This window comes from Nostoc sphaeroides (assembly GCF_003443655.1).
In the GTDB taxonomy this organism is placed as follows: domain Bacteria; phylum Cyanobacteriota; class Cyanobacteriia; order Cyanobacteriales; family Nostocaceae; genus Nostoc; species Nostoc sphaeroides.
Genome location: NZ_CP031941.1, coordinates 1,551,822 through 1,571,041, shown reverse-complemented (window position 1 = coordinate 1,571,041; position 19,220 = coordinate 1,551,822). Strand labels below are relative to the sequence as shown.

General features: G+C 40.5%; 15 protein-coding genes and 1 tRNA gene. 10 read left to right on the top strand and 6 right to left on the bottom strand.

Annotation, left to right across the window (positions count from 1 at the left end):
* Window positions 1-162: 162 nt before the first annotated feature.
* The 8 genes from D1367_RS07245 (at window position 163) to D1367_RS07215 (ending at window position 9,881) form a co-directional block, all read left to right on the top strand.
* A complete protein-coding gene (locus D1367_RS07245) occupies window positions 163-1,410 on the top strand; it encodes a glycoside hydrolase family 10-like protein (RefSeq protein ID WP_118165207.1) in 1,248 nt (415 codons plus the stop codon).
* The gene (locus D1367_RS07240; protein ID WP_118165204.1) at window positions 1,410-1,973 is read left to right on the top strand and encodes a hypothetical protein; all 564 of its coding nucleotides are present in this window, start codon (window positions 1,410-1,412) and stop codon (window positions 1,971-1,973) included. The genes D1367_RS07245 and D1367_RS07240 overlap by 1 nt, the downstream gene beginning before the upstream one ends.
* 333 nt (window positions 1,974-2,306) lie before the next feature.
* Complete coding sequence (locus tag D1367_RS07235) at window positions 2,307-4,547, top strand: PAS domain-containing sensor histidine kinase (RefSeq protein WP_118165202.1); 2,241 nt, start codon at window positions 2,307-2,309, stop codon at window positions 4,545-4,547.
* Between the two features lie 215 nt (window positions 4,548-4,762).
* Window positions 4,763-4,834: transfer RNA gene (locus D1367_RS07230), tRNA-Lys, on the top strand.
* Between the two features lie 95 nt (window positions 4,835-4,929).
* Window positions 4,930-5,211, top strand: a complete 282-nt coding sequence (locus D1367_RS32095; RefSeq protein WP_228674604.1) for a hypothetical protein — start codon at window positions 4,930-4,932, stop codon at window positions 5,209-5,211.
* A 304-nt stretch (window positions 5,212-5,515) separates the two neighbouring features.
* Window positions 5,516-5,692 carry a hypothetical protein gene (locus tag D1367_RS30575; RefSeq protein WP_181985094.1) on the top strand — a complete coding sequence of 59 codons (177 nt, stop codon included), beginning with the start codon at window positions 5,516-5,518 and terminating at the stop codon, window positions 5,690-5,692.
* 324 nt (window positions 5,693-6,016) lie between these two features.
* Entirely contained in the window at window positions 6,017-6,724 is a 708-nt protein-coding gene (locus tag D1367_RS07220) for a DUF4360 domain-containing protein (protein WP_118165198.1), read from the top strand.
* A gap of 736 nt (window positions 6,725-7,460) precedes the next feature.
* Window positions 7,461-9,881, top strand: coding sequence for a sucrose synthase (locus tag D1367_RS07215; RefSeq protein WP_118165196.1), 2,421 nt, complete (start codon window positions 7,461-7,463; stop codon window positions 9,879-9,881).
* 99 nt (window positions 9,882-9,980) lie between these two features.
* On the opposite strand, the gene D1367_RS07210 is transcribed toward D1367_RS07215, so the two are convergent.
* Together D1367_RS07210 and D1367_RS07205 are read right to left on the bottom strand one after the other, a co-directional pair.
* Window positions 9,981-10,535 (bottom strand): peptidoglycan-binding domain-containing protein, encoded by a 555-nt coding sequence (locus D1367_RS07210; protein ID WP_118165194.1) that lies wholly within the window; start codon window positions 10,533-10,535, stop codon window positions 9,981-9,983.
* Between the two features lie 111 nt (window positions 10,536-10,646).
* A complete protein-coding gene (locus tag D1367_RS07205) occupies window positions 10,647-11,363 on the bottom strand; it encodes an ROK family protein (protein WP_118165192.1) in 717 nt (238 codons plus the stop codon).
* A 277-nt stretch (window positions 11,364-11,640) separates the two neighbouring features.
* Here D1367_RS07205 and D1367_RS07200 point away from each other — a divergent pair, with 277 nt between their 5' ends.
* On the top strand, window positions 11,641-12,144 hold the full coding sequence (locus D1367_RS07200; RefSeq protein WP_118165189.1) for a 2TM domain-containing protein: 504 nt from the start codon (window positions 11,641-11,643) through the stop codon (window positions 12,142-12,144).
* 113 nt (window positions 12,145-12,257) lie between these two features.
* Here the strand turns inward: D1367_RS07200 and D1367_RS07195 are convergent, their stop codons facing one another.
* The 3 genes from D1367_RS07195 to D1367_RS07185 form a co-directional block, all read right to left on the bottom strand.
* On the bottom strand, window positions 12,258-13,313 hold the full coding sequence (locus D1367_RS07195; protein ID WP_118165187.1) for a 3-deoxy-7-phosphoheptulonate synthase: 1,056 nt from the start codon (window positions 13,311-13,313) through the stop codon (window positions 12,258-12,260).
* 581 nt (window positions 13,314-13,894) lie between these two features.
* Window positions 13,895-15,553, bottom strand: coding sequence for an alpha-amylase family glycosyl hydrolase (locus D1367_RS07190; RefSeq protein ID WP_118165185.1), 1,659 nt, complete (start codon window positions 15,551-15,553; stop codon window positions 13,895-13,897).
* A 464-nt stretch (window positions 15,554-16,017) separates the two neighbouring features.
* Entirely contained in the window at window positions 16,018-16,395 is a 378-nt protein-coding gene (locus tag D1367_RS07185; protein ID WP_118165183.1) for a DUF1823 family protein, read from the bottom strand.
* 220 nt (window positions 16,396-16,615) lie between these two features.
* Between D1367_RS07185 and D1367_RS32700 the strand changes: the two genes are divergently transcribed.
* Window positions 16,616-16,738 carry a hypothetical protein gene (locus D1367_RS32700; RefSeq protein WP_267255544.1) on the top strand — a complete coding sequence of 41 codons (123 nt, stop codon included), beginning with the start codon at window positions 16,616-16,618 and terminating at the stop codon, window positions 16,736-16,738.
* 839 nt (window positions 16,739-17,577) lie between these two features.
* Here the strand turns inward: D1367_RS32700 and D1367_RS07180 are convergent.
* Window positions 17,578-19,182: a serine/threonine-protein kinase gene (locus D1367_RS07180; protein WP_118165181.1), complete on the bottom strand. Its 1,605-nt coding sequence runs from the start codon at window positions 19,180-19,182 to the stop codon at window positions 17,578-17,580.
* Between the last annotated feature and the right edge of the window lie 38 nt (window positions 19,183-19,220).

Below are 19,220 nucleotides of genomic sequence, written 5' to 3'. Positions count from 1 at the left end.
ATTTCATAGAATTCAAAATAGCGAGAATTGTCCACTAAGGCACATTTATTAATTTACATATTGGCATAAAATCATCATTTATTTGTTAATTACATCATCCGGAGGATTACAACTTTATTTTGTAGTTATATATATTCCGATCGCACTAGGTCACGCTTACAAATGAATCGGGTTGCTCGCCGTTGTGTTTCTTACTTACTGTGTTTGGGATTAGTAGCCACCTTAACAGTTTTTTCGCTCTCTTCAGTCTCTTCAGTGCCAGTTGATTCCCAAAAAATAAGTCCTTTAACTACAGAAATCCGCGGCGTTTGGCTCACTAATGTTGCTAGCGGTGTACTATTTGTTCCTTGGGGTATTAACCGTGCTATAAACCAATTATCGACTCTCAACTTTAATACAATTTATCCTGTAGTTTGGAACCGAGGACATACTTTTTATAAGAGTGCTGTAGCTAAAATGACTACAGGTTCGGAAACTCAGCCTTTGCTCAACTTTATGCATGGTGGACAGGATGTTTTAGCAAAGATAGTGACACTTGCTAAAAATAAAGATTTGAGAGTCATTCCCTGGTTTGAATACGGGTTTATGACGCCGCATTATTCACAATTAGCAAGGCGTTATCCCGACTGGTTAACAATAGGGCAAGAAGGTATAAAATCTACCCAAGATGCTCCACCAGAAGAAATTGATAATGTTTTGGTAAGTAAGGTGGCTTGGTTGAATCCCCTACATCCGCAAGTTCAAGAGTTTATTCAAGGGCTAATTTTAGAAGTAGTCAGAGATTACGATGTGGATGGTATTCAGCTTGACGATCATTTTGGGATGCCGGTACAGTTTGGCTACGATCGCTTCACTATTGAACTATACCAGCAAGAGCATCAAGGCAAAAGTCCCCCAACTGATCCTTTTAACTCAGAGTGGATGCGGTGGCGGGCAGATAAAATTACTGATTTTATGGCAGAAATCTATCAAGCTGTCAAGGCTGTTAAACCCAAAGTTATAATATCTTTATCTCCTAACTATCAAGCTTTTGCTTATAAATACTATTTGCAAGACTGGGAAAATTGGGTAAAAAAAGGTTTAGTTAATGAGTTAATTTTGCAGGTGTATCGAAATGACAAAAACTCTTTTATCGCTCAACTAGAACTTCCATCGATAAAATTGGCTCAAAGTCTAATTCCTGTAGGTATTGGGATATCAACGGGAACGGTGCGTCATCCTGTGAAAATGGCACAAATTAGAGAACAAGTTCAAGTGGTGCGCGATCGCAATTTTGACGGGATCTCCTTTTTTTACTGGGAGAGTCTCTGGGGTTACATTGTACCCGAATCACCCCAACAGCGACGCAAAGGTTTTTTTGATCTGTTTAATGCTAAAACTGTCAGACTATTACAAACAAAGAAACTTTGATGCCATTCGCGTCGGAAAATACTAGATTTGGCTTTATATTGCTGTGGACTTTCGCTACTTTTGGCGGTTTTTTATTGAGTTTACTCTTTATTGAAGTCGGCGATAAACCTGATATTGGAGTAGTAGAAGCAGCTATCGGTGGATTTGCGATCGCACTTCCTCAAGGTTGTCTTCTCAAAGAACCTGCATATTGTATCAGGTGGATTTTGTCAAGTCTTTTGGGTTGGAGTATTATCACCGCGATCGGTATTGGTGCGGTGGGTTGGATAGTCCCTAGCACTCAGATTTTCCCTGTGAGAATCTTGTCTGGGGCTGTTTCTGGGGCGCTTGGCGGCTTGGGCATTGGATTAACACAATGGTTAGCAATTCCCCAGCATAACGCGTGGCGATGGATATTTGTCTCTTCGGCTAGTTGGGCTGTTGCTGTCCCCGTGGGTTCTGCTATTGGCATGATTTTACACCGCCTGATGCAGTTATTCTTAGGTGAAGTCATGGGATTAGCTATTACTTGGCTGCTGGTTGGTATCCTCACCGGAATGAATGCTCATAAATTGCGATTGTGAGTTTTCCCACTCCCTATATTAAGAATTATAAATTTAATTGATGTATACTGAGGTTTACACTTAAGTATATGCAACAATCTTGAAAAACTGTTTAAAATCAACTTCAATAAGTTTGCCCTAACCTGCAAATGTATTTTCGCCTTCAAAAAGCAGGATTTGTTAAGCTGACTTTTATTAGCTTTCCTAGATTTCTGACAAGAAGTAGAGAAAGATCCAAATTTCGATGAGCAACAGCTGACAAGACTTTGCTATAGGCGCTAAAGTGCATCTACTACAAGCTTAACAACAAGAGAGCGCCTAGAAGAGTCAGTAATACCAGACAGGGACTCTCGCATGAATATAAATCCAATGGAATCAACTATGGAGTTGACAAAATTATCACCACCTCAGATTCTCTTCGGCACAGAAGTAGATGAGAAAAGTAGTAGTGAGCAATTTCTACTGAGCATGTACGATTCTGTGCAAGCATCAATATTTGTAGTTGATGTTCTGGAGGACGGAGATTTTCGATATGTGGCACTTAATCCTACTCATGAGCGATGGATAGGCATTCGCTCAGATGATCTCCGGGGTAAAAAACCAGAGGATATTCTCTCCCCCAACGATGCTGCTAAGGTGCGTCAACATTATGCTGAATGTGTGCTATTTGGCAAAACTATTTCTTACGAACAATGTTTGCAATTCCAAGGGATTGAGACTTGGTGGAGTACGACTCTCACCCCGCTACGGGATGCTAACTCTCGGATTTATCGACTGATTGGTACTAGTAGCAATATTACTCCTGTGAAGCAAGCAGAACAAGCAGTTGGACTTCAGGTTGAACGGGAACAACTGCTAGAAGCGATCGCCGGACGAATTCACCAATCTGTAGAATTAGAGACAATTCTGCATCAGACAACAATTGAACTGCGGCAATTTTTGAATTGCGATCGCGTCCTAATTTATCGCTTCAAGGCTGATAGTAGTGGGGTAATCATTGCCGAATCAACTGTGACTGATCCCCTGTTGGGAAAAAACATTACCGATCCCTGCTTCAGTGACAAACATCCAGAACACTACGCGCGAGGTTGCATTCAAGTTATTGAAGATATTTATGCAGCTGGGTTGCATCCTTGCCATATAGATTTTCTGGCATCTTTGCAGGTGAGAGCCAATCTAGTCGTGCCGATTTTCAAAGAGCAAGATATGTGGGGGCTATTGATTGCCCAGCATTGCCACAAATCGCGTCAATGGCAGCAAACAGAAACCGATTTACTTAAACAGTTGGCAACTCAAATCGGCATTGCTGCTGAACAAGCAGAACTTCGTCAGCAGTTCCAGGATCTCAAAGCAAAGTTGCAGTTGCAAAAACAGAAGCACAAAAATCAGTTGCAGCAGGTACGAAACTTTGAAGCCTTGGTGCGACGCATGACAGAACAAATCCGCGACAGTGTGGATGAAACTCAGGTATTGCAGACAGTGACTCAGGAATTAGCAGAGTTACTGAACCTTGCTCGTTGCCAAATCGAACTCTATAGCACCTGCCAAATGGTTACTATTGCCTACGAGTACACCACTAACTTACCTCAGTGTCAAGGATTGACTAAACAGATTGCAGACCGTCTTGAAGTTTATCAGCCACTGTTGCAAAAACAAACATTGCAATTTTTGGAAATTGTGCCGGGATGGGAACCAAAGCTATTGGTTATGTCCCAGATGGCTTGTCCCATTTTCGATACTCAAGGGATTTTGGGAAATATTTGGTTGACAAGACCGACACAAGAGGCATTTGATGAATTTGAAATCGAGTTAGTGCAGCAGGTTGCAAATGAATGTGCGATCGCTATTCGTCAAGCCCAGCTTTACAAACAAAACCAGGCACAGGTAAAAGAATTAGAAAATTGCGATCGGCTCAAAAACCAATTTCTCAGAAACCTGTCCCAAGAACTGCGGACACCAATAACTAGCATCAGCCTTGCAGTCCAAACTCTCGAAAGTGTCCTCACACCAGCAGAAATATTAGAGATAGAAATAGTTCCACAACTCTTGCAGATTCTGCATAACGAGTGTGCGCGAGAAAGCAAGTTAATTAACGACCTACTCACACTCACATATCTAGAAGCCGAACCCGATCCCCCAACTTTGATTGCCATTGATTTACAAAGCTGGCTTCACCCCATTGTCGAGTCTTTTCGCGACCTCACCAACTGCCAGCGACAGCAGTTAAACCTGAGTGTTGATCCTGCACTCCCGCTTTTAGAGACAGATATCACAGATATGGAGAGGATTATCACCGAACTACTCAACCATGTCTGCAAATATACCCCAGCAGGTGAGTCTATCACAGTCTCTGCTCACCTCATAACGGACGCAGTAGAGCTTAATATTAGCAATTCTGGACTAGAGCTTACTAGCAATGAACTGTCACGGATATTTGAGCCATTCTATCACCTTTCCAAACACGATCCTTGGAAACATAGCGGCACGGGACTGGAATTGGCATTAGTCCAGAAAATGGTCAGACATTTAGGCGGCTCAATTTATGTAGAGAGTGGAGCCGGTCAAACCACCTTCACTGTCAAATTCCCCCTTTAAGGGATTTCCAAGAAATAAATTATCCAAGAAAACGTAGACGCTGCATCGGCTTGCCGCAGGCTACCACAGAGGCGCAGAGAACACGGAGAAAGGAAGATGAGAGAAGATTGTTTTATGAGATTTTTGGATGTTTTTTAATTTGGAAGTCCCTAATTAGTTTTTTGGGCGCGGCACTAGTTAAATTGTCAGGAGTCTGCTATGATAACTATTCGTGCGGGTGACTAGCTCAACGGTAGAGCAGTAGACTCTTAATCTATTGGTTGCGGGTTCAAATCCCTCGTCACCCACTTCTTTTGGTCCAACACATTAAACCCCTTGCCTAAATGGATCTTGTGCCAAACTCTGAAAGCCTTGTTTTCCAAGGATAAACAGCGATAAATTTTTGACTAATCTAACCAAAAACCCTCTCTTGCCTTTTAGGAGTGAGGAAAAAATCTTCCCAACTCACCAAACACCAGTTCAAATCCAACAAGACTTCAGTCAAATTGGTATCAAAGTAGATATGCAGATAGTCAGTTTTAATGTAGTATTGCAAAAGCTACTCTCTCGTCGAGATTGGGATTGTTATGTCGGTGCATTTGGTGTTCCCGGTGCAGATGTTAAACCTAATCTTCTATCTTTATTTTGGACTAGTTTTTATAAATCTAAGGGTAGGTTGGGTTGAGGAACGAAACCCAACACCAAGAATCCTTCATTTGGTTGGGGTTTCACTAAAGTTCAACCCAACCTACAAATATTTGATTTTTTCAAAGTAATAAAAGAGCGCTAATCTTCTATCTTTATTGTGGACTAGTCATATCACGTCCGTATAATTAGTTATGATTTCCACAGTCATTGCACCCCACCCCCAGCCCCTCCCGAAAAGCGGGGAGGGGAGACAAAGCATAGCTAGCTTTGGCGGCGTAGGGTTCTTCAGGTTTAATAAGTAATCTAGCCGACATCATATGAGAGGAAACGCAAGGCAATTTATGGCAACTGTTCAGCAAATCGTTGCTGAACAGTTGCCGATATTCTGTCTTGTGAATCCAATCTCGTTTCAGGCGGTGCGTGAACGTGTCAATCCCATCAAGTTTTCTGCCTTTGGGTCAACTTTTTGGAATATTGATGAACTGAAAATCACAGATTATAAAAATAAATATGAGTGAAAATTTGCTTTTAAATGTTGGAATCCAGAATGAATAACGACACAATAAATATTTGTTGAAATAGATTATATTTCTTCAGTATTCATTAAGTTTAAGAATTATGTTAAATCACTTAATCATGCTAACGTCAAGCTATAATGTGTTTACTCCGCTTTGCAAGACAACCCATTAATGTTTATCAATTTTGTTTTTAACTAGTTCCGTGGGTTTAAGTCCCCCGGTTCTAAAACCGGCAAGTTTTGTGTTGGGGTTAAATCCCCATTACAAAACTTAATTACGAATTACGAATTACGAATTACGAATTACTTTAATGGAGATTAATGTATGCAATTTATCAAACAGTTAGGTAAACAGCTAAGTTTTCTGGTCTTAGTCGGTTCTGGGATGTTTTCTGCATTATCAGCTAGCGCGCAAACTTCCGTGACAATCAATGCCAATACTGAAGGCAATATACCCCCGAATATTGCATCCAGACCAACACGCGCATTTGAGTTTAAAAAATTTCCAGTAACTTTTTTTCACTGCCGAAATATCTTTGTAACACCAGAGGCAATTTTGAATGGAGATACTCTTTCAATAGTATTTTCTAAGTTTAAAGCTATAGCTCCACCTACTGAGGTTGTAGCAGAAAGCTGCACCCTGCGGATCAATCTTAATGTACCTGTTGGATTTAAGGTTCAGCCCATTAGCCTCTTGTATAATGGGTTTGCAGATGTGCCTAAGGGAGGTAGTGCTGACGTGACCGTTAGACTATTGCTTCAAGGTAAACTAACCCCTACTTCAAAGCAAAGCTTTGCTTCTGGCTTCTCAGATACTTTTTCCAAAGATGTAGCTGTTGTATCAGACACAATAAATGCCTGTACTAAACCAGTGGATATAGTTGTTGGTATCAATTCATTTATTGTTGCAAGAGCTAACAATCTACCTGCAACCCCTGCGGGTCTAAAAACCCAAATCTCAATTGATACAATCGACACATCAATCGGTGCTGTATTGTTCAAAATCAAGTTTGCTTTCCTACCTTGTACTTAGGTTTTTTGAGTACATAGTAAGTTTTGCATTTAATTTTTCGCAAAAACTGATCCCTCTAATGTCAAGCCTTGGAAAATAGATAATAGCAATACAATTACTTGTTAACCAAATTACGAGAAGTTAAGCTATGATGAAATCCGCAAAATAGCTCATCTATATCCACTATAAAAATCAATATTAATACCCTGGAATAATTTAAAAAAGTATTGATTTACAAGCCTTACAGAACTTGATAGCTAAATCTTGACATTCTCGGTGTGGAGATAATCAGATACACGTAAATAAATGATATAGGGGAACTCCAAGAAATAAATTATCCAATATTGTGGAGTGGGCGTCTCGCCCGCCCAGTTTATATGGCTCTCGTGTCGCCCACCCCACAGAAGTTAACTGGATATTTTTTTATTTGGAAGTCCCTAGTAAGGATTAGATAAAGCAATTGAGGGCGTGACATATTGTGCCCCAACTATAATAATGCATTGATTTTCTAACCTCTATCAAAAGAAACAAAAATTGTATTCCTTTAGTTAGAGTCAAAAATACTGAGTCATAGATACTTTAAGTAAAGAAGAACACGGTTTAAGTGCCTGCTGAAAAGTTGATATTTGTAGGTACACAGATAAATCATATTTATCTGTGTTATTTCGTGTTTATATCTGGTTTAAAAAAAGGTTGAGGCTTATTAGTCTCGCCTTAAAAGTTAACAATGCAAACATCGTCATCTAGTGGAGTTGTCATGTCTGAATTGCTTCAAGCAGTCTTAGATAGTGAAGAAAAAAGTGATTTGCGTTCCTTTCTTAGTGAATTACGCCAACAAGACAAGAAGTATTTGCTGCGGAACGACATCCTTAATGTATATAGTGAGTATTGCTCAAAGTCCCAGAAACCGCAGGCTTATTACACTTCCTCTGAGTTAGGCAAACTGATTTACTATACTCAAGAAATTATTCAGGAGGACTCAAACTTTTGTTTCATCATCCGTTCTAAGATTGCCAGCCAAGAAGTTTATTGGTTGACATCAGACTTAAACATTGAGCCGATGACGGTACAGGATTTGCTGGATTTGCGCGATCGCTTGGTGGACAAATTTCATCCTAACGACGGCGGCTTGCTAGAATTGGATTTCGGCCCGTTTTATGACTACACTCCAGTCATCCGCGACCCCAAAAATATTGGTAAAGGGGTGCAATTCCTCAACCGCTATCTATCCAGCAAAATATTTCAAGATTCCAAACAATTGCTGAACAGCTTATTGAATTTCCTGCGCCTGCACCACTACAACGGTGTGCAACTGCTGCTTAACGATCGCATTCAATCACAGCAGCAACTTTCCGAGCAAGTTAAGAAAGCTATCAGTTTTGTTAATAATCGCCCCGAAGAGGAACCTTACGAACAATTCCGGTTCCAATTGCAGTCAATGGGTTTTGAACCGGGTTGGGGTAACACCGCAGGGCGAGTTCGGGAAACTTTAAATATTCTCGATGAATTGATTGATTCTGCCGATCCCCAGACCCTAGAAGCCTTCATTTCTCGTGTCCCAATGATTTTTAGAATCGTCTTGGTGTCAGCCCACGGTTGGTTTGGGCAAGAGGGAGTTTTGGGTCGTCCCGATACCGGCGGTCAGGTAGTTTACGTCCTTGACCAGGCAAAGAGCCTAGAGAAGCAGCTACAAGAAGATGTCCTGCTTGCGGGTTTAGAGAAATTGAATGTCGAGCCAAAGGTGATTATTCTCACCCGCTTGATTCCTAATAGTGATGGCACCCTTTGTAATCAACGGCTAGAAAAAGTCCACGATACCGAAAATGCCTGGATTTTGCGAGTCCCTTTACGGGAATTTAATCCTAACATGACTCAAAACTGGATTTCTCGGTTTGAGTTTTGGCCTTATCTAGAAACTTTCGCCATTGATTCAGAAAGAGAACTACGGGCAGAATTTCACGGCACACCTGACTTAATAGTTGGCAACTATACTGATGGAAATTTAGTAGCATTCTTGCTGGCGCGACGGCTAAAAGTTACCCAATGCAATGTTGCTCATGCTTTAGAAAAATCTAAATACTTGTTCAGTAACCTCTACTGGCAAGAATTAGAGGATAAATATCATTTTTCATTGCAATTCACAGCTGACTTGATTGCAATGAATGCTGCTAATTTTGTTGTCAGCAGCACCTACCAAGAAATTGTGGGAACACCGGATAGTGTGGGACAGTACGAGTCTTATAAGTGCTTCACCATGCCGGAGTTGTATCATGTTACCAATGGCATTGAATTATTTAGTCCCAAATTTAATGTTGTACCGCCTGGAGTAAACGAAAATAATTACTTCCCCTACACCCGAACTAAAGACAGAGTAGAGAGCGATCGCCAACGCCTTGCAGAAACACTCTTTACTCTAGAAGACCCCGCGCAAATCTTTGGCAAACTCGACGATCCTAACAAGCGCCCTCTCTTCTCAATGGCGCGTCTTGACCACATCAAAAACCTCACAGGTTTAGCTGAATGTTATGGTCAAAGTAAAGAATTACAAGAGCATTGCAATTTAATTTTGGTGGCGGGTAAATTGCGTGTCGAAGAATCAGGCGACAACGAAGAACGTGACGAAATTATTAAACTCTATAAAATCATTGACGAGTACAATCTCCACGGCAAGATTCGTTGGCTAGGTGTGCGCCTAACTAAAACTGATTCTGGTGAAATTTACCGAGTCATTGCCGATCATCAAGGAATTTTTGTACAACCAGCTTTATTTGAAGCTTTTGGTTTGACAATTTTAGAATCGATGGTTTCAGGATTACCGACTTTTGCCACACAGTTTGGTGGGCCACTGGAGATTATTCAAGATAAGGTTAATGGCTTTTTGATTAACCCAACAAAATTAGATGAGACAGCCGTAAAAATTGTGGACTTTATCACAAAATGCGAACAAAATTCTAACTATTGGAATGAAATTTCGCAGCGAGGAATTGACCGAGTTTATAGCACCTATACTTGGAAAATTCACACTAGCAAGCTGTTATCATTAGCACGGATTTATGGCTTCTGGAACTTTACCTCGAAGGAGAACCGGGAAGATTTGTTACGTTATCTTGAGGCTTTATTCTATTTAATTTACAAGCCAAGAGCGCAACAGCTATTAGAGCAGCACAAGCACCGATAATAAGTTAGAAGGGATAAGCTGTTCCATATTTAACTCAATACGCTTGGATTAAGGATTTTTGGTATGTAGAGACGCGATTAATCGCGTCTCTACTCCTAACTAAATTGTCAACGCCCGCCAAGTTTGTTGACCAACTACTCCATCTGTTGCTAAATTCTGCTGATTTTGAAAGGCTTTGACAGCAGTCTCTGTCAATGCGCCATAAATCCCATCCACTCTAACGGCATAACCGTTAGCCACTAATAGCTGTTGTAAGGCTCTGACAGCAATACCAGAACTACCGAAATAAAGAGTCGGTAGAGGTTGGCTACTAAACTTCTGGAACTGTCCTGTAGCCTTTGTACCAACTTTACCTCCAGAGTGAGAATACTTATTAGACTCACCTAAGTTAGAAGAAACTAGTCCCGGATTCTTTTTGCTGATTTTCTTAAGTATATGTTTTTTCTCTGGTGCGATCGCTGAGGGAGAAGCCTGAGAAATCCCATCTGTCTGCATTAATTCAGGTGGTGTGACTTGAGCAGTTATCTCTAACTGACTCTGTTTTGACTGGTTTACGTCATTCTCCATCTGAACTAATTGCTGCTGTGGCAAATTGGCTCCAGATGCAAGTCTATTTGTTAACACGCCCGTCATCATCAGGCCAATTTCAGTCATTGTAGTTCATTTTGAAATTTTCAGAAAGGATGCACCTTAAGAAAAAGCGCGTAGGCGTAGCTGCTCAGAGACATCACTTAGTACGCTCAGTTGTGGATACTGAAAAAGTTTTTACCTTTTTTCATCTCGCCACAAAGCAATACCGCCTAATAAACCAGTGATATTGGGGATGAGTTTGACATTTAACGGTAGCTGTAAATTCACTCTCACAGCTTCACCGCCGCCAATGTAAAGGTAATCATAATTGAACAGGTGTTCCAAGGATGCGATCGCTTTTTCTAAACGCTTATTCCATCTTTTATCACCAATTTTTTCTAACTCTGCACGCCCCAACTGCTGCTCGAAAGTCTCTCCTTTGCGAAACGGGTGATGTCCCATTTCCATATTCGGCACCAGCTTACCATCCACAAATAAAGCCGAACCAAACCCCGTACCCAGAGTAATCACTAGTTCGACACCTTTACCTGCGATCGCACCAAATCCCTGCATGTCTGCATCATTAATCACCCGTACAGGTTTGTTTAAGTGTTTTAATAATGCTGTTTCCAAATCAAATCCGATCCAATCTGGATGTAAGTTTACCGCAGTTTCCGTGACTCCACACCGTACCACACCGGGAAAACCGACCGAAACGCGATGAAATTCACCTTGAGCGGCTGCTAACACAATAATTGCATTAATTACAACCTCTGGTGTAGCAGGTTGGGGTGTATCTAAACGCGCCTTTTCCGTTACAGGATTCCCCGTAATATCCAAAACCATCGCCTTAACGCCACTGCCGCCAATATCTACCGATAGAGTACGAATCGATCCATTTTCTCCAAACATTGAGTTAACATCCTTCTTACTGCTTAGTTAGTGCTTGTTACTTCGTTATTATCCTCTGCTGAATCTTATAATATCTGGATGTTTGGAGAGTCTTTATATTGGTGGGGAGTGGGGAGTAGAGGCAGTTCTTGCTGGGAGCAGAGGAGAGTAACTAATGACTAATGACTAATGACTAATAGATTTGCTAATGTAGGAATAATGGAAATAGTATTGGCCTAGCTGCTTAAAATCTATCGGGCAGCAAATTTCTATTAAAAGTAATATAAGAGAAAGAATTATGACGACATTTGAACCCAAGAGCCTCCGCTCTTATAGCCAAGATGATGTCCAACAAATTCTGCAATTAGCGATCGCTCGTCAAGCTGACGACAAAGATACAGAATTTTCTTATGAGCAGATATTAGAAATTGCTGCTGAGTTAGAAATTTCACCTGATTCTTTAAAGTTAGCAGAACGCGATTGGGTGGTACAACAGGGTCAAGTCCAACAGCGAAAGGCTTTTGAAGCTTACCGCATCAGAAGATTTCAGAAGCGTCTAGGGAATTATGCAATTTTCAATGGCTTTTTTATACTAGTCGATTTAATCACTGGTGGCGGAATTTCTGGATCGCTCTACATTTTGCTATTCTGCGGATTGCCTGTAGGGTTTGATGTCTGGAATACCTTTCAACTGAAAGGCGAAGAGTATGAAGTCGCATTCCAGAAGTGGAGCCGTAATCATCAGATTAAGAAAACCATCAGCACAGTTTTGAATAAGTGGTTTAAGGCATTACAGCCTTAGTTTATTTCAATACGGTTCAGTTAAGGCCAAAACTCTTGTTTTACTAACCGCAGAGGCGCAGAGAACACAGAGAGAAGAAAGAGTATAAATGCTTAACTGAACTGTATTGGTATTTATTTAAGTTTTTCGTGAGCAGCCAAAATAATTTTTTCGGTTTCTTCCCAGCCGATACATTTATCAGTTACAGAAATCCCATATTTTAATTCTTCTTTACCAGTAATTGCTTGACTACCTTCATGCAAATGCGATTCCAACATCATGCCAACTATTGATGTATTACCATCTACTATTTGCTGAACAATATTTTCTAAGACTGCACCTTGTAATTTGTAATCTTTATTGGTATTGCCGTGGCTACAGTCGATAACAATCCTGGGTGGTAAATCTGCCTGTTTTAATTTTTCTTCTACCAGTTTGACATTTGCTGCATCAAAGTTGGGTTGACTACCACCCCTTAAAATTACGTGACCGTAGCCATTACCTTTAGTTTGAAAGACGCTGACCTGTCCGTTTTGATTAATTCCCAGAAAACTATGCGGGTTTCTAGCTGATTGTAGAGCATTCAAAGCTACTTGAATATTGCCGTCAGTACCGTTTTTAAAACCCACAGGCATCGAAAGTCCACTTGCCATTTCGCGGTGAGTTTGTGATTCGGTCGTGCGTGCCCCAATGGCAGACCACGTAATTAGTTCACTAATATATTGAGGTATGATTGGATCTAGTGCTTCTGTACCAGCAGGTAATCCCAATTCTGTAATTTTTAATAATAGATCCCGTGCAATTAATAACCCATTCTCTACATGGAAAGAATCATCCATATCTGGATCGTTAATTAACCCTTTCCAGCCTACGGTTGTTCTTGGTTTTTCAAAGTACACTCGCATAATTAATAGTAGCTTATCCTGGACTCGCTCGGCCAATCTTTTCAACTTTTCAGAATATTCAAGTGCTGCTTTTGGGTCGTGGATTGAGCATGGGCCAACTACTATAAATTTTCGGCGATCCTGAAAATCTAGGATATGTTCTATTTCTTGCCTATATGCTAAAACTCTTTGCTCGGCTAATTGTGTTAAAGGTAATTTTGACTTGACTTCATTGGGAGTTAATAAAATGCGATCGTTCTCAATGTTAGCGTTGTCGATATTACTATTAAATAATTTGTTGTGCATGGTGATGCTCTGGCAATTTTATATACGCACTTCAAATCAAAAGTTTAACACAAACCCATGAAATGTTAAAATGCTTGTCTCAGGCTTTTCTTAATTATCCTGCGATGCCTACGGCGGTAAACTACGCAAATAGACCATGCTGTAGGGGCACAGCAATGCTCATTGGTGTCAACTTAAGCAAAAACTCCTTTAAAATCTCGTTTCCAGCCTCCGGCTGGAAATGCATCTCCTGGTGGCTCTGCCGCCAGTAAGGGAGGCGGAGCCTCTTAATAGGCATTCCCAGTCGGAGACTGGGAACGAGGGAACGAGATAATCTGCTAAAAGCTGCTTATAAGCTGGTTTTCACCTTAAGTTGACACCAATGAGCAATGCTGTGCCCCTACAAACTTTTCTTTACTATAGCGGTTCTCGCTTGGGTGCAGTACAGTTTTGACCTCACTTCCATTCCTCACTTCCTTTAAGGAGAGAGGCATTGAATTTTGCTCCCCAACGCTCGCTCTTAAGGGGCTGGGGGTTGGTCTGTATTGCACTCAACTAAGAACTGCTATATTGGACTACTTACTCAGTAGTAGTGTATATAATTACTGCCATACAAACACTTTGGCTTCGTATGGCCCCAAGTCAGTTATGATGCCATCGTCACCAGCTTCGACATCATAATTACCTGTCCATTCGTGCCATGTACCGGGGCTAGGAAAGTTAGGAACATGATAGCCAGCTAGGAAGTTTTCTGAGAAATTTGCAATTACGACTACACGAGAACCTTCATCATTCCAACGAGTATAAGCTAATACTTTTGCTTCGGGATTTTCGTGGATAAAATCAATATTTTCTGTGTAAAGGGCATGATTGCTTTTACGCAGGTTGGTTAAGCCTTTGTATGATTCAAATAAACTACGATTTAAATCATTACCTAACAGCGTCCAATCGATTTTCGATGATTCAGGTTGTTTAGGTTTGTACTCACCAAATTCCTCTCCCATCCAAATCAAAGGTACGCCAACAGCAGTCATTAGGATGGCTACTCCTAATTTAGCCCGCCTAAAGGCTTCTTCGTTAAAAATCTCACGGTTCCCCAGTTCTACCATGATATGGTTATGGTCGTGGTTGGTGAGGTAATTTACTACATTGGTAGCACCTAAGAAGCCTTGGCGCTTGCAGTCAATGACATCTTTTAGACGCTCTAAATCAAATGTATCACCGCAGATATGTTCTAGAATGCAGTGATAGAAACTGTCATGCCAGCAACCGTCCATTGGCCCATCTACATTGGTAATGCTGGTAGTTTCAGGAATGTGTTCGGCAACGTTGTAAAAAGGCTTCATGCTAGCAGTTTTTTTGGCTTCCTGAACAATCCAATGCATGAAATCGTAGTTAGCAATTTGCCGCGCCGCATCATAGCGAATCCCATCAAGATGATATTCTGATATCCAAAAACGGATTGCCTCACCAGTAAATTTCCACGCTGGATGAATATCTAATTTTTCGTCATAATGTTCATAATTAAACTCAGGCCCCCAGTTATTATCAGGGTCACGAGGTTCGTGATGATACCAATAATCGTGGTCAATTTGTGTTAACGGAGCAGATGCTTCTGAGTGGTTATAAATTCCGTCTAGAATTACACGAATACCTCTACCATGACACTCATCAATCAAATTTTTTAACTCAGCAGTAGAACCATAACTAGATTCTGTTGCAAAGAAGTGGCGCGGGTTGTAACCCCAACTATAATCACCAGGATATTCTTTAAGTGGCATCAACTCAATAGCGTTGATTCCCAGTTCGCATAGATAATCTAACTTTTCAATGACGTGTTTGTACTTGCCTCGTGCATAAGGGTCATCCTCACCACCAGAAAAGTCACCAACATGCAATTCATAAATTACCAATTCGTGGTCAGCAGGTAAAGGTTTATCATCATGTTGCCAAACGTATGTATCGGTAATTCTTTCACCATCTTTGACCCTGATAACACCATCATCTTTTCCACTCTGTTCATCTATATCAGTTGCCTGAGGGTCTGTAACATCAACCCATTGTTCTGGTTCAAAAAACCATGAATTTGACTGGACGCGAAATTTATATTTATAAACTCCGTCTTCTAGTTCAACACTTGTACGAAAATAACCATCATCACCTTTCTCCATTGGAATTTCTTGCCAATCAGAAAAAGAACCAATTAATGCAGCTCCTTTGTTGTAAGGTGCAAATAAATTAAATTCAATTGGCTTTGCCATAGAACTGTTTGTAATATCAAGGGTTGATATAAGTATTCTCGGATACTCAATTGAATTTACAAATCGCTCTAAAGAAATAATTATATAACTAGCGCTTCTATCTTGAGGATGAATTGATAAATACTTTATAAAAATAACTACTTTTTGATTATTTATGACTTTTTTGAGAATTTATTTTTTCATTAATATCCAGATTATATTTAGTACACTTACTGCCTATAATACTAAAATTTAAAGGTTTTTATTAAGTTCTTAATTAGCAGATATTAAGTAAAACTAAAATAGCTATTGCTAAATATCTGCTGTATTCAATACTGCGTAGGTTTTAGCTAAAAAATAAAAATGTGTAGGTTGGGTTGAGGAACGAAACCCAACATTTCCAGGGCTTTGTTGGGTTTCACTAAAGTTCAACCCAACCTACAAATCTTCTTAACCGAACCGAGCAGTATTGCTGCTGTATTAGATTACTCAATTTTGCCGTTAGTTTGTTGCAGATAACTTAACAACCAACCTACTGCTGTCGCCCTGCGAGTTTGTCGAGGCCCAAATTCCCCAATTTTGTAACCTTTGAAACCCAATTTTTCTTTGAGCAATTGTTTATTTTCAACAGGAATGGAACGAGTCAACTTGACTGTTGCGGGGCGAGATTCAATGAAATTTGGTGGTTGTGGGTACTCACCCTGCCATTCTGGCGCAACTAGGCTAGTGTCCCATTGTGCAGTTGAGAAATCATAGCGATAGCCTAAATAATGCCATAGCAACTGGTTGACTGTGGCATCATCAAGTTTATCGTCAAGAATTGCCCAAATTGTTTCTGTATTGAGTGGTGGCAGGTTAGACATAAGCGATTCAAAATTCCAAGTTGAAAAACTGACTACTGATTAATTAAATTCACAGTTAGTAGGTATTGAAAAATACTTTATCACTACTCTGCGACACTCCCAAAGATCGGGATAATTTTATTTTTATTTACATCTGCTGCAAGATTTATCCGCCACAAGCATTAGACAAACTACTAAAGTGACCCTGAATAAGGAGATTTGCTAAGTCTGGAGGAAAATTATGGAAATAGGGGATATGTTCAGAAATATAGTCGGTGGCAAGCAGAAAAAACGTCATGAAGAATGGGATAATCGCCAGTACAAACATCGTGGCGATGATGATGACGACCGAGCGAGAGTATAGACATCGCAACAATAGACGTGTCCGTAAATTTATAACCCAGTTTGTACAAGGGTTTTAAAGCTTGCTTATGTGTCTTCGCTCAACGTAAGTAAGTCGGTGAGAATAAATCAAACTAGATTAAGTAATGTAAAAAATCTTGAAACTAGTTCGTAGTGAGGACTTTAGTCCTATTATGAGGACTAAAGTCCTCTCTACGAGACGCACTCGCGTTCACTACAAACCTTGAATTATTCACGCCGCTCTACTTAGCAATCAGTTTTTGAGATAGTTTGAACCAAGAGCTAGAACAAACAGAAATTGCACTGCATAGCCAGCAGCAAGAGCAAACGCTCTATGAAATCTACAGCGATGCACCTACTTACCCTATTGTTTATTGTAAATAATCATTTGTTATTTGTAACATATAAAAGTTCTTAATATTTTATTAAGAATTGCCACCTATCTGCGTATTTTTGCTAGAGAATAGAATATTTATTAACATTTGTAAGAGCGATTACTATTGTTCAACCCAACTATAATAACAATCCTGAATTATTCGTGAAAAAAAAGATCCCCGACAACTTTTATGAAGTCGGGGATCTGCGGGTTGGGTTGCAATTCTCACAAATTAAATAGAATTGTTATATCATATCTATTTAGTCAATTCTGAATAAATCTGAGTTTTATCGATAAGAATAAGCGCTGATTTATCTAAGTTAATGAGAAAATAGAAGCCTTGTGAGCTTTATAAAACAATACATTTGAGTTTAAGACTTGATCCTGCCTAAGGCTCCTTAAAAAAGAGAGAACTAGTCTGGGAGGCAGAGCAAGCGAGTAACTCTCAAATTTCAACTTTCAACTCACAACAAGCCTCGTTTACCATTGGGGCGGATAGTCATCCAATTTGTTTTTGCTAGTGCAAGCTGCTCATCAGAAATTTTGGCACTGGTGAGATTAGCACCACACAGATTAGCTCCTCGGAGGTTAGCATTACTGAGATAAGCATTGCTGAGGTCTGCGCCTCGCAGGTCTGCCCCTTCTAAATCAGCATGGTTAAAGTATGCTTTGCTCAAATTAGCATCCTTGAGATTTGCTCGAGTGAGACTGGCTCTGCCGAAGTCACTATTGTGAAGATTAGCCCCCTGGAGATTGGTTTTTTGCAATTGAGTGGAATTGAAATTTGTTTGGGATAAGTCAGCACCTTGCAGATTCAGCAAACTTAAATTGTGTAGAGCAAAATCTCGTCTTCCCTTCTGATAGGCAGTTAATAAACTTTGGGTATCTAATTTACGCTCAACTTTAGAAGTTTTAACTTGTGAACCATTACTGTTGCTGTTAGCTAAAGTCGCTGATTTGGCTATCCCAGAACCCTGGTGTAATCCACCGGCTTCTGCTGCTGCTTTGGCTCGTCTAGCGCGAATTGCTGCCGCTACCTGTGCCACTCCTGTACTGGTAGCAGCAGAAGAGTTATTAGATAAAACAGCAGAATTTTCCAGGTGGTTGTGTGTTCGCCCTTTAGACCCAGTATCTGATTTAATTAGTAAACCCTTTGCTAAACTTTCTAAGTATGGTTCTATTTCCAATGCTCTGAGAACTTCTGTCGCTGACTGATAGCGATTACGTACAGACACCTCTAACATTTTTCGTAATACATTGCTCAAGTGATCACTCACTTGCACAAGTTGCTCCCACATCATCTCGCCAGTGTTGGGATTGTAATCTAAATCTTTAGGAGTTTTGCTAGTCAGTAAATAAATGCATGTCACCCCCACTGCATAGATATCACTGGCGTAGACTGGACGCATAGCCATTTGCTCTGGAGGTGCAAAACCAGGAGTACCAATGGCATAAGCAGTTAATGCTGTCTGTCCTGATTGATTTACCCCACCTTGGCTGATTTGGTTTTTGACGGCACCAAAGTCGATGAGTACCATTCTGGCATCTTGAGTGCGGCGAATTAAGTTGGCTGGCTTAATATCACGGTGGATCACCTTTTGATCGTGGATGTATTGCAGTAGTGGCAGAATCTCGCTCAAAAATTGCTTGACTCCAGTTTCGCTTAAGATGCCGTTAAGTTTGATCTCTTCCTGCAAGGTATCACCACTGATGTATTCTTGAACTAAGTAGAATTGTTCATGATCTTCAAAGTAGTCTAGCAATCTTGGTATTTGGGGATGATTGCCAATCTTACCTAAAGTTTTGGCTTCTCGTTCAAAGAGTTCTCTGGCCATCTGTAAAACGTGTGGGGCGCTTCCTGATGGGCGTAATTGTTTGATTACACAACTCGGTTCTCCTGGTAAGCCTTGATCGTTGGCTAAGAAGGTTGCTCCAAAGCCACCCTGACCTAACGGTTTGATTACTTGATAGCGATCGCGCAACAGTAGTTGCGAGCCACAAGAGCGGCACCTTTGGCTATATACCAAATTTTCTGGATTAGGACAGATGGGATTTAAGCAGTAGCTCATGCACTGTCAACTCGCTGCACGAATAATCACGGTGAGTT